Origin of the sequence: Hydrococcus rivularis NIES-593, from assembly GCF_001904635.1 — a bacterium.
Lineage (GTDB): Bacteria > Cyanobacteriota > Cyanobacteriia > Cyanobacteriales > Microcystaceae > Hydrococcus > Hydrococcus rivularis.
Map to the genome: position 1 here is coordinate 1 of NZ_MRCB01000016.1, position 14202 is coordinate 14202.

Consider the following 14202-nt stretch of genomic DNA (forward strand, 5'->3'; position numbering starts at 1 on the left):
GTTTCATATTCTTATATTAAGATAGAAGATTATGTCTGACTATATATGACTATACTTTAATAGTTTGGATTATATACAAGACAAATTTGGGGAGAGAAAATCTATCTCTACAGAATTTATCTCTTGGCTTGCCTGTATTGTTTGAGAATGATTGAGAGATGTTGACGAAATAGTCTGGCGAGATGGCTGCGACTAAGTGTAAAGATTTTCAAAATATGTAGTTTTTGCTACAGAAAGTTTTATGATAAAGGTGTAAAGAGGGCAAGGAGGCAGGATAATGTCTATTGAAACACAAGCTCGCGCTCTCCTGATGCGCCACCACAGAGCGGTCGTCAATCGCGAACAGTCAATGCTTCTTCGGATCGTCAACGAACTTGGTGTGGACATTGACGTGACGCACTATCACAGCCACATCCAAGGTAAAACTCCCTCAGAGTTTAGTGCGGGTTACGATCGCACTCATGCTTCTATGAGCTAGATGATATAACAGTCAGCACCAGAGTAGGAGATAGAGATGGGATCTTGGGAGTCTGAATCCTAAAAGTCTGGGCTGACAAAAAATTTTTCGATTGTCTGACTTTGGCATGGACGCATTTATTAGTTTTGCAAAATGCTCAAGGGGTGAGGCAAGTGTCACTGCTGAGGGAACGAGTATGCCATCAAAAATCAAAAGCCAGGCAACTAAGACGAAACAATCGAGTGGCTCGTTCTTCAAGTTCTCAATCCCGTCCTGTAGGTACTTTTAGACTTTTATCTTCCCAAGAGCTAGAGGCGGTTTTACAAGAATTAAAAGGGTGGAGCCAGACAGAGGGAAAATTGCATCGTCAGTTTCGCTTCAGTTGCTTTGAAAAAGCATTGGGATTTATGTCTGGCTTGGCGTTAGTAGCTAAGGCAATGGGACATCGCCTGCAAGAGTCGAATATTTACGATCGCGTTACGGTTGACTTGACGACATCAGAGGCTGGAGGGATTACCGACCTAGATGTCGAACTAGCCCGAAAAGCCGATGAATTGGCTTCTCAGCTCAAACCATTGGGGTAAAGGCACGCTAAATTAAGCGAATTTTATACATAAATCATTTTTCGCGTCATTCCCCCATCAATAATAATATTAGCTCCCGTAATAAAAAATACGCTCGCTCATTTATCATCAATGCGATCGCTAATTTTTCCCCTAACTGCCGAAATCGCAACCACGCGCGGAGAGGCAAGATAGTTTCTAGCCGTCGGATCGCCACTGCGTCCCTTAAAGTTACGATTGGTGGCATAAATCCCCGTCTCTTGTTTGCCCAAAACTCCAATTCCGGCATTGATGCAAGCACCGCAGCCAGATTTAAGAACCTGTGCGCCTGCTCGTTCTAAAATGTCTAAATAGCCCAATTCTTCAGCCTTCTGACGAACTTCCCTAGAAGCGGGAACGACAAACAGACTTACTCTAGGGTCAACTCTGCGCCCTTTAAGCACTTCAGCAGCTTGGGCTAGATCGAAGAGTTTTCCTCCCGTGCAGGAACCGATAAACGCCCGCGTAATAGGAACTTCACCCAATTCACTAATCCCGACCACGCGATCGGGTTTGGGCGGACAGGCAATTTGCGGTTCTAGATTACTGAGATCGAATCGATAAATTTGTTCGTATTCTGCATCGCGATCGCTGGTTATTACTTCAAATTCCTCTTGCGTGCGACTTTGCACGTACTCAATCGTCACTTCATCGGGAGCAATTAAACCGCACATCGCCCCGCACTCGATCGCCATATTTGCTAAGGTCATGCGTTCGTCGATGGGCAATTGCTCGATAATACTGCCCCGAAATTCGATCGCTTTTCCAGTTGCCCCATTGCAGCCGATTTGACCCAGGATAAAGAGCATAATATCCTTAGCGCCGATCTGTTTGGGAAGCGTTCCCGATAATTCAAACAGCAACGTTCCAGGAACGCGAACCCACATATCCCCAGTCGCGAAGAGATTCGCCATGTCAGTCGTTCCTACCCCAGTAGAAAAGCAACCAAATGCCCCATAGGTGCAACTATGGGAATCCGTTCCCGCAATAACCATCCCCGGACGAATAAAGCCTTTTTCTGGTAGGAGAACGTGGCAAATGCCTGCCGCTTCGCCTGGAGAAACCACGTCTAATAGATGGCAACCTTGCTCTCGTGCAAATTGCACCATTTGTTGATGCATCGTCGTTGCGCCTTCGTCTTTCCTGATGTCGTTAATTTGAATGAAATGATCGGCAACTAAAACGACTTTATTTGCATTCCAGACTTTCGCCTTCTCTCCAAAATGCTGGTAAAAAAGTTGAGCGACTGGTCCTGCGATGGCATCGTGGGACATCGCCAAATCGACCTTGGCAAAAATAACCTCGCCAGGTTGGACGAAAGCATTGCCCGAAGCGCGGGCAAGCATCTTTTCTGCCATCGTCATCGATCGCGCTGGCGTGAGACTTTTGGGGACAGAAACTTTATCTCTCAAACGTTTCTGATTGAAGGGAATTAAACCGCCTGCCCGCGCGATCGCATCTACGACTGGATTCTGTTGGCTATCCCCGATAATTTCTAATGACAGACCAATATTGATACTATTGCGATAGAAAATTTCGGCAAAAGAACGAGCGCGGACTTTTTTAATTCCTGCTGCTTTGATAGCAATCGGAGCAAATTCTCGACTAGAACCGCAGCCAAAGTTATATCCTGCCTCGATGATGTCGTATTCTAGCAGCTTCCCTTCTCCTATTAAATGTTCTAGGGCATAGCGTGCTAAATGGACAGGATCGGCGTTAGTACCGCGTTTAGCAGGGATAATATCATCGGTGTTGATATCATCGCCGAGTATTAAAATTTTCTCTGAGATATTCATCACTCCTCACCTAAAAATCAAAAGCTATTTTAATCTGTTATTGTTCTATTTATCAGGATAAATTTGTCAACAACATAGATTAATTACCTAGTCAATACTTTACAAATATACTCATAGAGCTATGATTTTAAAATGCGATCGCAAAAGTCGATACATTATCAAACAAGAAGACAAAATAAACTAGCGATCGCCCGGTTATAAGTCTACAAAAAAAATAAAAAAAATCAGTAACAACTAAAACGGATCTAAAAACAGTTTTAGAAAAGATTGAGCCAAAAAGCAACAATGTACTTAATGAAAAAGTAGATGGTTTGAGTAAAAGATAAGATAAACGCTATAGAATTAAAAGCTCATTTATAAACAACTCTACTAATTCCTCCGTATTGACTAAAATTTCCTTGCCTTGAAGCGCTAAATCGGCTGTTCGGTATCCTTTCGCCAAAAGGTTTTCTTGTGCTTGAATCAATATCTGTGCTGATTCCTGTTCGCTCCATTGCTGAAGCATTAAAATAACTCCTGCTAGCGTTCCGAGAGGATTAGCAATTCCTTTACCCGCAATATCCGGTGCCGTACCGTGAATAGCTTCGTACATTCCAAAGCCATTTGCATTGAGACTCGCAGAACCTAGCAATCCAATCGAACCAACTATTGCTCCGCCAATATCGCTGAGAATATCGCCAAAAAGGTTGCCAGCTAAAATCACATCGAAATACTGGGGATTGATGACTAATTGCATCGCTAAGTTGTCTACTAGCATCGGTTCTACGACTACGCCAGGAAAATGTTCGGCTTCTTCTTTCACAAGACGACTCCACGGTAAATGGGGCAGTGCATTTTCCTTGTGAGCAACAGTCAGTAGACCTCTGCGACTCTTAGCTTTTTCGAGAGCAACCCTTGCTATCCGTCTTATCTCCCAGTCGTAGTAGCGCATGGTGTGGTAACCATAAGTCCCCTTCGCGTTTTCGGCGCGTCCAGAAGCCCCAAAGTAGATCCCGCTTGTCAATTCTCGCACGAAGAGGATATCTACTCCTTTGAGTCGTTCGGTTTTGAGTGGCGATTTGACGAGCAGACTGTCGAAAGTGCGAATGGGACGAAGATTAACGAACAAATCGAAACGTTTTCGTAACTCTAAGAGTCCTCCCCTGGATACTGCACCAAACAGAATGCCATCAGACCTCTCGCACAGTTGTGCTGTTTCTTCTGGAAAAAAGTTTCCACATGTCTCTAAAGCTGGTTCTCCAATGAGTCCATAATTGACCTCAACAGAAAATCCTTTGAGTCGAGCAACCTGTTGAAGAATTTTTAGCGCAGCTTCTACGACTTCTAGTCCAATTCCCTCGCCTGGAAGTACTGCTAGGCAATATTGATGAGTCATCAAATATTCGTAGACTTAATCTCAATTGTGCCAATTTCCTTTTATACCATCTCATACTTTTTTGGATTTAGAAAAACCGATCCCATAAAAAATTTGTAGCCAAGATTTTTCAAATTAGTATTACTTTGAATTTTCTGAAGGACTGGCAGCAGTATAGGTTGGCAAATTATAGGGAAAGAAGATGGTATAGTAAAGCGAAGGATCGACGCGATCTGTAAAGCAAGTGTATAAATATCGCTCTCGGATGGACTCGGTTTCGTTGCGATCGCATGGAGAGTTGTCAAGATCTTCAGGCTGACTAAGCGTTTGGGTAGTTTGAAACAACTCAGCCAGCTTTGACCAAGCAATCGAGAAAGGATTTTGTAGATATCTCTGAATCGGCGATTTCGGAAGAGGGTGTTGCTCGGATCGCATCTCTACATCGCGATCGCATATATTGTTTGACATAAGGGTTTCCGGGCTATTGAGAGGTTCGTTTCAATTGGCGCTGGGAGATTAATTGAGCTTCGCGCAGGATAAGGGGTTCGACGGCGGAACTAAAGACAGCCACAAAGCCTTCTTCTGTCACTCTTTTAGCCAGCTCTTGTACGACTTTTTCGGTCATCTCTTCAACGGCTGTTTTGACTGCGATATAGGTGGCAACGTTTTTCGCCAGTTCGAGCGATTTAATCAGTTCGGTGTAGGTATACGTATGTCCTGGTTTAACCAATTCCTCTAGCCTTTTGCAATCCAGGATATATTGCATCTGTCTCTGAGTGAGACTCATCCGTAACGCTTCTAGCCTTTCTTCGCTATTCATCGAAATTCTCCTAGCGCGTTTTATTAACTTGATTTCAACTGCATTTATCCTATAAATTCAACTAGGAAAAAACATCTGATAAATGTCACGAATTCTGTATCGACGAACTAGATATGTTTTCTCTGACTTTCAACCATCACTAGGTAATTGTCTCCATGATTTTTGTCATGGTTGAGAGCGACGATTAGAGGATATGTAGAAAGTCCCAAGATAAGTATACTTTGTCATTAGTCGCGCCATGAAATGGCGCGAAGAATCCCAATTTTTTGACATCGGCTGAGATGCTTCACTTCACTGCACTACGTTGGGCATGACAAAAAATATACTTTTCAAGCATCCTCTTAATTCAATGCTCAAAAAAACTAGCGCGATCGAAAGGATAGTGCTATAGTTTCATAAATTTCGAGAATGAGCCTAGCGATCGCGCTACTATTTAAACTGTTATTTAAGTTATGCTCAAATTTGAAAAGTATTTTTGAGACAAGTATTTACTATTTACAGCGTTTTGCAACTTAACGTGATACATGCAAGGGTGGAGGTTTGCATCCCTACATCAAAACTTGTCCTTCAGCGAGTCGCAATTTGCTGAACAAATAATTACTGCTATCCGAGAACAAACAAAACTTCTCGAATTGCTGCGTGACAAGCTAAACAAGTGAAACCTCTCTCGATGAGAGGGATTTTTTCAAAATCGGAGCGGCGGGATTTGAACCCACGACCCCCACTACCCCAAAGTGGTGCGCTACCAAGCTGCGCTACGCCCCGATGCCTGCGACGATTTTCTAGTATACACTCCGTTACCCAAAATTAGCAAGCAACTCGCGTTCAAAATCCCTTGAGCGTTCGCGCAGCTTGTGCTAGCTCTGCCATAGCTTCTGCCGACCAATACCCCTCGCAACAGCGACCTTGATTGAGAATCAAGCGCAGAGAATAGGCGTGGGGATAACCTTCTACTTCCATCCAAAGGCGATCGCTTTCTGCTTCGCAGGCGATTTTCTCCTCATCCATCAACTCATCAGCTATGCGAGTCATCATCTGGGTCAGTTGCTCGAGCAAGCAACAAAAATCATTTAACTCGTCTTCAGTTAACTCGATCGCCCAATCCTCGCCGCCTACTAACCCTTTATAAATTTCTGCGCTAGGATTCCAACCAATACGCCAACCGTTTCCCATTTTCAACAAGCGATCGCTCATGGCTGGAGTAATTGAGAATCGCCCGGTTTAGACATCGAAGGACTAGAGGAACTTGGCACAGAAGGAGATTGAGGAGCGGGTTTGGGCAAGGAATTGGAATTTTGATTGGCATTGGGAGTTGGCGGGTTTGGCTCGTTCGCTTTGTAGGCGCTAACTAAGGCATCGACTAACTCATCTCTTTGGCGACGATTGAGATGGCGAATAGCTTTGACATCGTTTTCCATCGGGTTAGTTTTTAAACTGCTTTGCCCTGGATAGCGATCGGGTTTGATAGGCTCGTTAACCCCTAAATAATCCGCTAAGGTGAGTTTCCAGTCTAGCCGAAAGTTAGTCTGACGCTTTTTCAAGTCTTGATGATAGCGCACCAAGCGAGCTACTAGGGTGTTTTGTTCGTCTACCTTTCCCGTATCCCGACGAAGGTATTGATTTTCTTTAGGAAGGTTGGGAAGACGCTGATAAACGGTTGCCGCAACGGATTCGGGACGCATGGTTTGAGCCGCGACTGGCTGCGAGCCGAATCCGATCGCGATTCCCCTCTGTTTGAGGTATCCTACTCCCAGAACTAATACTAACCCAACTACAATAGCTAGAACTGGTCGCCGCATTGATTTGGCTCGTTGCATAGATTGATGCTTCCGTAGCGCTTTCCAGAGCATTTTTTCTAGTTTTAGTCGCCGATGATTTCTGGTTGAGTGAGTTCGTCTGACATTTCGATGATGGCACGAATAGCAGGTTTCATCATCGGATCGTCAATATTATCAAAATCTTCATACCGACGACGTTTGGCTCGATTGGCAACTTGAACGGTGATTCGATAGCGGTTGGAGGCAGCCTTTAATAACTCTTCAGCACGGTACATGATCTGGGATGAGTCAAACGAGTGTCGCTTTTGCATAAAGATCGCTACTAAGTAAAATGCGTTTTTTTGGTGTTTTCTACAGACCAGTTTAGCTGAAAGGCGATCGCGTCGGCTTCTATATAGCTGCTACAAAAGTTTTATTGTTGAGTACGGCGATCGCTCCATATTAGTACGCAAAACTAGATTAGCCAATTTCATCAGCTGCATTATTCTTATTAGTTAGGAGTAGATAGTTCGAGCAAACAGACAAACAAAACCTGAATCGATTTTAAATCTTTGAATTGGAGGTGGCAAATATGTCGCTTATGCGCTGGGAACCTTTCCGAGAAGTTGAAGCAATAAAAAGAGAAATGAATCGCTTATTTGATACGCTGGCTCCTACGACTTATCCTAATGGTGAAAGAACCAGTTTATATCACGTACCAGCCGCAGAAATGACGGAAACGGCTGACGCAGTTCATCTGAAAGTAGAAGTTCCGGGTTTAGAAGCCAAGGACATCGACATCGAAGTAACTGCTGATTCCGTTAGTATCAGCGGCGAACGCCAATCCGAAACCAAGACTCAAGAAGCAGGCATGACTCGCACAGAATTTCGCTATGGGAAATTCCGTCGCGTAATTGCCTTGCCCACTCGCATAGAAAATACGAAGGTAACGGCTGATTACAAGAACGGCATCTTGCATCTAACGCTCCCCAAAGCGGCAGCAGAAAAGCAAAAAGTTGTCAAAGTTAATCTCGGTCAATAGCAGTTAATGGCAATTTCACAGAACTTACAGCGTTTTGCAACTTAACGTGATACGTACAAGGGCAGAGGGTTTGCGTCCCTACATCAAAACTTGTACTTCAGCGAGTCGCAATTTATTGTAATTGATTGCCGGGGCGGATATTTATTCGCCCGATTTCTTTAAAAATCAAGGATGCCAAAATTAATCCTTAGACCTCTTGCTTTAATCAAAGATAGGCTCTCAAAATACAGGGGAAAAGGGAAGGGGAAAACTTTCATCTATCTTTTCCCCTTTACCCTTTACCCTTTTCCCTACTTCTGTTGGCTATCGAGTTTCATAGGCACGAATCATTGCTTGAGTCCCTAATGCTTCACCTTTGCCCCCATCTAATTCGCTAACAATTTTAAACAGATGGTTCGCTAACTCTACACCTGGGAATTGCCCTTGCCAAGATTGCATCGTTTCTTTGACCAAACGTAAATCTTTGAGAATGTGCCGAATCGCAAAACCCGGAGCGAGATCGGATGCAATGATTTTCGGACCCAAATTGGCTAGCGCCCAAGATCCTGCCGCTCCCGTACTGCAAACTTCTACGATTAGGTTGGGGTCTATACCTTGCCTTTTAGCCATTTCTAGGGCTTCGCATAATGCTACCATGTGCATGGCTGCAAGAATTTGATTGCATAATTTTACGGCCTGACCGCTGCCTATCGGTCCGCAGAGGCGAACGGTTTTTCCCATCGCTGCAAAGGCTGGTTTGCATTTCTCAAAATCTTTTGGCTCGCCGCCTACCATAATTGTAAGGGTTCCCTTGTGCGCTCCGATATCGCCGCCGGAAACGGGAGCATCAAGGAAGCGCAGGCGATGTTTTTGCACCTCCATGCCGATTTGGCGAGCGGCATTGCTGCCGATGGTGCTCATATCTACGATGAGGGCACCGGGTTGGGCATAACGAACGACTCCTTCACTGCCCAGAATGACGGCTTCTACATCGGTAACGTCGCCGACGCAGGTAAAAATTATCTCGGCGGATTCCACAGCCTCTCGAATAGAAGCGGCAATCGTTGCGCCTGCATCAGCTGCGATCGCGATGGTGGGACGATTGGGGGTACGATTCCAAGCACTAACGGAAAATCCTTTGCGTACTAGATTGGCTGTCATGGGGGCACCCATAACGCCGAGTCCGAGAAAGGCAATCTTTGGATTCATGGGAATTTAGCTTTTTCTACCACAATAAACGCTATCTAGTTGCTAAGACAATCCGAGCGATCGAGGTCGGGAAAAACGGAGTCAGGGTAAATTGATAGCCTTTGCAGGCAGCGGATGATGGGGTGGCAATCTTACTGATAGCGTTCTAAGAAATCGAGAACGTGATTGAGCAGTTCAAAAAATTCCTTAGATTCTCGCATCGTATGACGATCGCACGGGTGAGGAAAAGGGACTTCTAAAATCTCTCCAATCGTCGCTTCTGGTCTATTGGTCATCAGAACGATGCGATCGGACATAGAAATTGCCTCATCGACATCATGAGTAATCATCATCACCGCCTGCCGATGACTTTCCCAAATCTCTAACACCTGTGCTTCTGACATCCTCCCTACGGCTAGAAGCCGTAGGGAGGATGTCAGTCAGTGCCTTTAGGGGAGTGGGCATCATATCGCGTCGAAAAAGCGCGATGAGCCACCACAAGACAATCAATCCCGCAAAACCAATCGCAGGAAGTAAAACAGTTTCTTGAATCAATACGGGTTTGATGCGCTTCCACGCAATTTGCCCCCCGACGGCAAGCGTTGATAGAGCCATATTAAATTACCCTCACTTGTTGAAAGCAGGTACACAAATACCGAGCAGTACCAACCAGGAACACTGATGAGGGCAAGTATTATGAATTTTGTCTCTTCAGTCTCCTCTCAATGCCGACGAGGTTATACCAATTTTCAGGTTTTCGCGATCGACATTCTTCTCCCCTCTCCCAAATNNNNATTAGGGAGAGGGGTTGGGGGTGAGGGCAATCGACTATCTCTGTCATTAATGAATGAAAAATGGTGTTAGCTGACGGGCTAGGACTGAGAGATGTTCCCTTAAATCAGTTATCAGTTATCAGTTATTGGCTGATTGGTCACTGAACACTGGTCACTGTTAAAAAGTTCGCCCCATAATTGGTTCCCCCGTTCCTGCTTTATCTTTCGAGCAACTTCTTTGCATGATGAAGTTAGGGATTAGGCTTACTTACTCGAACTTAGCAATCAAGGCTAACACAACTTATTCAAATTAGTAAAGAAAGTTTGTGCGCGATCGCAACCAAAAGAAATAATTATTCCTTTTGGTAGAGATTAGAATTTGATATTTTTAGCATGTAGCGATCTTATTTGAGTGGTGAGAAATTGTAGTGTGAGCATCTTACTCGCAACCAAACGAAATGGGGTTTAGGATTGCTATAGCTCCTTTGCAGGCAGTAGAAACGTCGCACGCAATATCTCATTGCCAACCTTACAAACCATAGAGCCAGACAATCAGTAATGGCGTAAGAATTGTCAGGATTAAATTGAGAGGCAATCCCACGCGAGTAAAATCTAAAAACTTGTAACCGCCCGGTCCATAAACCATCGTATTTGTCTGATAGCCAATTGGGGTTAAATAACTATTAGAAGCAGCAAAAGTGACGGCAAACATAAAAGCCAGTGGATTGAGACTGAGAGATTTTGCTACTTCAACTGCTATGGGAATCATTAATATAACCGCAGCATTATTTGAGAGAATTTCTGTCAAAAAAGAAGTAGCTAAATAAAAAAAGGTTAAGATCCAAAATCCAGACAGATTTCCTCCAATAGATACCAAGCCATTCGCCAACCATTCAGTTGCGCCCGATTTGTCCATTGCCGTTCCTAGAGGAATTAATCCTGCTAAGAGAAAAATAATATCCCAACGAACGGCACCATAAATTTCGCCTGGTTTGAGACAACCCGTAATAATCATCAATACAACCCCAACTAAACTCGTCACCAAAATAGGTTGCCAATCCAAAGCAGCAACGATAACCACACCTAAAATAATTGCTAAAGCAATCCAGGCTTTGTTCTGTCTGAGACTTTCCACGTCTCTTTCTTCTAAAACTAGGAGTTCGCGCGTTGTTTGCAAACCAATAAAACTTTCCTTCGGTCCTTGTACCAATAATAAATCTCCAAACCGTAAAGGAACTTTTCCTAACCTTTCCCTGAGTAATTCTTCTCCTCGGCGAATAGCAAGAACTGTAGCATTATAACGCTGTCGAAAACGCAAATCTTTCAGCGTAGCTCCTATTAAACGAGAATTAGAGAGAATCAAAACTTCAGCAATTTTTTCTTCTCCCGTGTCGAGTTCGCTTTCTAGCGAACCATTGCCAAACTTAACATCGGCTAATATTTCAACGCCTCTTTCATCTCTAACTTTTAGTAACTCTTCTCGCCTGCCTCGTACTAATAAAATATCTCCAGCTGATAATTTTTTATCGGCTAAAGGTTGCGGAAAATGGTTGCCATTGTGAATGATTTCTAATACAGATAGATCGAATTTACGTTGAATTCCACTTTCTCTTAAAGTTTGTCCGATTAAACTAGAATTGGGCGGAATAGTAATCTCGCTAACATAATCTTGAAGCTTGTAATCTTCACTAAAACGACCGCTGCTAACAGGTTTGCGTGCGGGAAGCAGTCGAGGGGCTACTATAGACAGATAAACTAAACCAACTATAAAAGTAATCAGACCTAGAGCGGTAAACTGAAATAAGCTAAATTCTCCATATCCTAATTTTTTTGATACGCCGCTTGCCAGAATATTAGTAGAAGTTCCAATAACCGTAATCATTCCTCCTAAAACAGTGGCATAAGATAGGGGAATTAACAGCTTTGAGACAGAAATTTTTTGTTTTTTGCACCAATCTTCAACGATAGGAAGAAAGACAGCAACAACAGCCGTGTTATTAATAAATGCCGTGATCGATCCAACAATCATTCCCAAAACAAAGATTTGCTGAGTCGGACTTTTTCCTCCCCATTTCACCAATAAATCGCGAACGATTTGAATAACCCCCGTGCGCGTAATTCCCGCGCTCAGGATAAACATTGCCATGACGGTAATGGTGGCAGAATTGCCAAAACCAGCGATGGCTTCATCTGGCGTAACCAATCCCAATAAAACTAAAACGATCGCAACGATAAGAGCGGTAATATCAATCGGCAACCACTCAAAAACGAATGCAATTAAAGCTGCCGTGACAACACCTAGCGTGAGAATAATTTCCATATGGTTTCAAAAAAAATCTTAATTCAATTGTTTTCAGAATTAAATTAACTTTAAGCTGCAATCGTATCACATTTACAGGTTACTGAAAAGAGATTGCGTTTAACTCCTAATTCCGAACGGTTTGGCTTGCTAGGATAGAAATGTTATCGATTCCCAAAAATATCTATGGCACGTAGACCTCGCTATTCTCCTCCGCGTTCTACCTCTTCTCGATATCCAGCTTCGGAACCATCGGAATCGGGTGGATTATTTAAAAGGCTCAACTACGCTTTAGTAGCCCTCTTAGGCGGGATTTTTGTTTTGGGAATCGGCGTTGGCATCGGGTTAAGTTCGACGACAACGGTTAATCCTGAAAACGTTGCCTCTCGCGATTTTATCGATCGCAGTGCCCCCAATCCCGAACTGTGCGTTCAATACGGGGCTAGTGCAATGGTTACAGATATGCGCGTTTTCGTCACTTTAAGCCCATTCAGCGTCTACGTAACCCAACCAACCATGCAGCCGGGATGCGTTTTACGCCGCAATAACTGGGCTATTTTAGAGCAACGAAAATTAGTTAATTCCCAACAAGTTAACGAATGCAAAAACCGAATGAATACTTTTGGTTTTACAGGAGTCCTGGAAAGCAAACCCAGAATTGATTGTATCTATCAAAACGATTCGGCAGGAAATCTCTTTCTCAATCAACCGGGTGCAGGGGGTTCGCCGTCTGAAACCGAGAATTTTTAAGATAAGATAACACCGGAGCGATCGCGCCCAGAAATTCCTCAAAGTTCTAGGGGCGATCGCTTTTTATTGCACAATTCAACGGTCTCTTGAGGTTGTATAACCGTTGCTATGCTCTAGTTTCAGCGAAATATGGTTGCTAGCGAATAGAAAAGCTAAACTAGCGATCGTTCGATTTTTTAGCAGAAATATCTAGATGCTCGACAAAAATACTCTCTTTTTTGTTTTGTTAGTCTTTATTCCTATCTCGATTGCCGCTCATTTTCTAGAGTGGGGAGAAACGCTGGTTTTTATTACCGCAGCATTAGCGATCGTTCCTTTAGCTGCTTTTATGGGAACGGCAACCGAAGAAATTGCCGTTGTTTTAGGTCCCAATTTAGGAGGACTCCTAAACGCTACGTTTGGCAATGCAACCGAACTAATTTTGGCGTTTATCGCCCTCAAAGAAGGATTGCTCGATGTCGTCAAAGCTACTATTGCAGGCTCGATTATCGGTAATTTGCTTCTAGTCATGGGGTTTGCCATGCTGTTGGGAGGATTGCGTTTCAAAGAGCAGACTTTTCAACCGATAGCTGCCCGAATGAATGCTTCTTCAATGAATTTGGCAGTTATTGCCATTCTTTTACCAACTGCGGTGGAATACACTTCTAGCGGCATTGGCGAAAAGATTCTGCAACAGCTATCTGTAGCCGTAGCAGTGGTGTTAATTGCCGTCTACGGGCTAACTCTATTGTTTTCTATGAAAACTCACTCCTATCTCTACGATGTAGGAGTGGCAGAATTAGAACCAGAATCGGCAAAGGAAACTCCCGAAACGATTGAAGAATTAAGATCGGGCATTAATATCTGGTTTTGGATCGGCGTTTTGCTAGCCGTTACGATCGGCGTGGCGGTGGAGTCAGAATTGTTAGTAGAGTCCCTCGAAGTCGCTACCTCCGAATTGGGGCTGACGGAACTGTTTACAGGAGTGATCTTTCTCCCGATTATCGGCAATGCTGCCGAACATGCAACAGCAGTCACCGTTGCCATGAAAGATAAAATGGATCTTTCGATGTCAGTGGCAGTCGGTTCTAGCTTGCAGATTGCCTTATTCGTTGCTCCCGTGCTAGTGATTGCAGGTTGGGCGATCGGTCAACCAATGGATTTAGACTTTAATCCCTTTGAATTGGTTGCGGTAGCGGTAGCTGTCTTGACGGCTAACTCGATTAGTTCTGATGGTACGTCGAATTGGCTGGAAGGAACGCTATTATTGGCAACCTATACCGTTTTGGGACTGGCTTTTTACTTTCATCCAGTTTAGAGATTATGGCAAATCCGTTTAAGTGGTGCGAGCGGGACGCTCGCGACTCCTGTTGGTCGCACTATCGGTTTATTGTGGTCATTGATCC

Annotated in this window: 15 protein-coding genes, 1 tRNA gene and 1 pseudogene; 5 read left to right on the plus strand and 12 right to left on the minus strand. The window is 43.9% G+C overall.

Annotated elements, in window-relative coordinates; all coding sequences use genetic code 11:
* Nucleotides 1-277 precede the first annotated feature (277 nt).
* Both gifA and NIES593_RS13730 read left to right on the plus strand, forming a co-directional pair.
* Nucleotides 278-478 carry a glutamine synthetase inactivation factor IF7A gene (gene gifA / locus NIES593_RS13725; RefSeq protein WP_015144108.1) on the plus strand — a complete coding sequence of 67 codons (201 nt, stop codon included), beginning with the start codon at nt 278-280 and terminating at the stop codon, nt 476-478.
* A gap of 221 nt (nt 479-699) precedes the next feature.
* On the plus strand, nt 700-1041 hold the full coding sequence (locus tag NIES593_RS13730) for a 4a-hydroxytetrahydrobiopterin dehydratase (protein ID WP_073600124.1): 342 nt from the start codon (nt 700-702) through the stop codon (nt 1039-1041).
* A 98-nt stretch (nt 1042-1139) separates the two neighbouring features.
* Here the strand turns inward: NIES593_RS13730 and NIES593_RS13735 are convergent, their stop codons facing one another.
* The 8 genes from NIES593_RS13735 to NIES593_RS13770 form a co-directional block, all read right to left on the minus strand.
* Nucleotides 1140-2855: an aconitase/3-isopropylmalate dehydratase large subunit family protein gene (locus NIES593_RS13735; protein WP_073600125.1), complete on the minus strand. Its 1716-nt coding sequence runs from the start codon at nt 2853-2855 to the stop codon at nt 1140-1142.
* A gap of 334 nt (nt 2856-3189) precedes the next feature.
* Nucleotides 3190-4230, minus strand: coding sequence for an isocitrate/isopropylmalate dehydrogenase family protein (locus tag NIES593_RS13740; protein WP_073600126.1), 1041 nt, complete (start codon nt 4228-4230; stop codon nt 3190-3192).
* A 120-nt stretch (nt 4231-4350) separates the two neighbouring features.
* On the minus strand, nt 4351-4677 hold the full coding sequence (locus NIES593_RS13745) for a hypothetical protein (protein ID WP_073600127.1): 327 nt from the start codon (nt 4675-4677) through the stop codon (nt 4351-4353).
* A gap of 13 nt (nt 4678-4690) precedes the next feature.
* Complete coding sequence (locus NIES593_RS13750) at nt 4691-5029, minus strand: hypothetical protein (RefSeq protein ID WP_073600128.1); 339 nt, start codon at nt 5027-5029, stop codon at nt 4691-4693.
* Between the two features lie 691 nt (nt 5030-5720).
* Nucleotides 5721-5794, minus strand: a tRNA-Pro gene (locus NIES593_RS13755).
* 60 nt (nt 5795-5854) lie between these two features.
* Nucleotides 5855-6223 (minus strand): DUF1818 family protein, encoded by a 369-nt coding sequence (locus tag NIES593_RS13760; protein ID WP_073600129.1) that lies wholly within the window; start codon nt 6221-6223, stop codon nt 5855-5857.
* Complete coding sequence (locus tag NIES593_RS13765) at nt 6220-6846, minus strand: hypothetical protein (protein ID WP_083602446.1); 627 nt, start codon at nt 6844-6846, stop codon at nt 6220-6222. Before NIES593_RS13765 ends, NIES593_RS13760 begins: the two co-directional genes overlap by 4 nt.
* A gap of 44 nt (nt 6847-6890) precedes the next feature.
* Nucleotides 6891-7118 (minus strand): DNA-directed RNA polymerase subunit omega, encoded by a 228-nt coding sequence (locus NIES593_RS13770; protein WP_073600131.1) that lies wholly within the window; start codon nt 7116-7118, stop codon nt 6891-6893.
* A 260-nt stretch (nt 7119-7378) separates the two neighbouring features.
* Between NIES593_RS13770 and NIES593_RS13775 the strand changes: the two genes are divergently transcribed.
* Nucleotides 7379-7828 carry an Hsp20/alpha crystallin family protein gene (locus NIES593_RS13775; protein WP_073600132.1) on the plus strand — a complete coding sequence of 150 codons (450 nt, stop codon included), beginning with the start codon at nt 7379-7381 and terminating at the stop codon, nt 7826-7828.
* 303 nt (nt 7829-8131) lie between these two features.
* On the opposite strand, the gene NIES593_RS13780 is transcribed toward NIES593_RS13775, so the two are convergent.
* From NIES593_RS13780 to NIES593_RS13790, 4 genes and pseudogenes are all read right to left on the minus strand, one after another.
* Complete coding sequence (locus NIES593_RS13780) at nt 8132-9016, minus strand: NAD(P)-dependent oxidoreductase (RefSeq protein WP_073600133.1); 885 nt, start codon at nt 9014-9016, stop codon at nt 8132-8134.
* Nucleotides 9017-9147: 131 nt separating this feature from the next.
* A pseudogene (locus tag NIES593_RS13785) lies at nt 9148-9390 on the minus strand (ABC transporter ATP-binding protein); the annotation flags it as partial.
* A complete protein-coding gene (locus NIES593_RS23615; protein ID WP_139253708.1) occupies nt 9332-9610 on the minus strand; it encodes a hypothetical protein in 279 nt (92 codons plus the stop codon). The gene NIES593_RS23615 and the pseudogene NIES593_RS13785, both read right to left, overlap by 59 nt.
* Nucleotides 9611-10297: 687 nt before the next feature.
* The gene (locus tag NIES593_RS13790; RefSeq protein ID WP_073600134.1) at nt 10298-12088 is read right to left on the minus strand and encodes an SLC13 family permease; all 1791 of its coding nucleotides are present in this window, start codon (nt 12086-12088) and stop codon (nt 10298-10300) included.
* A 165-nt stretch (nt 12089-12253) separates the two neighbouring features.
* On the opposite strand from NIES593_RS13790, the gene NIES593_RS13795 reads away from it, so the two are divergent.
* Nucleotides 12254-12817 (plus strand): DUF3172 domain-containing protein, encoded by a 564-nt coding sequence (locus tag NIES593_RS13795; protein WP_015144097.1) that lies wholly within the window; start codon nt 12254-12256, stop codon nt 12815-12817.
* Between the two features lie 193 nt (nt 12818-13010).
* On the plus strand, nt 13011-14114 hold the full coding sequence (gene cax / locus NIES593_RS13800) for a calcium/proton exchanger (protein ID WP_073600135.1): 1104 nt from the start codon (nt 13011-13013) through the stop codon (nt 14112-14114).
* The last annotated feature ends 88 nt before the right edge of the window (nt 14115-14202 follow it).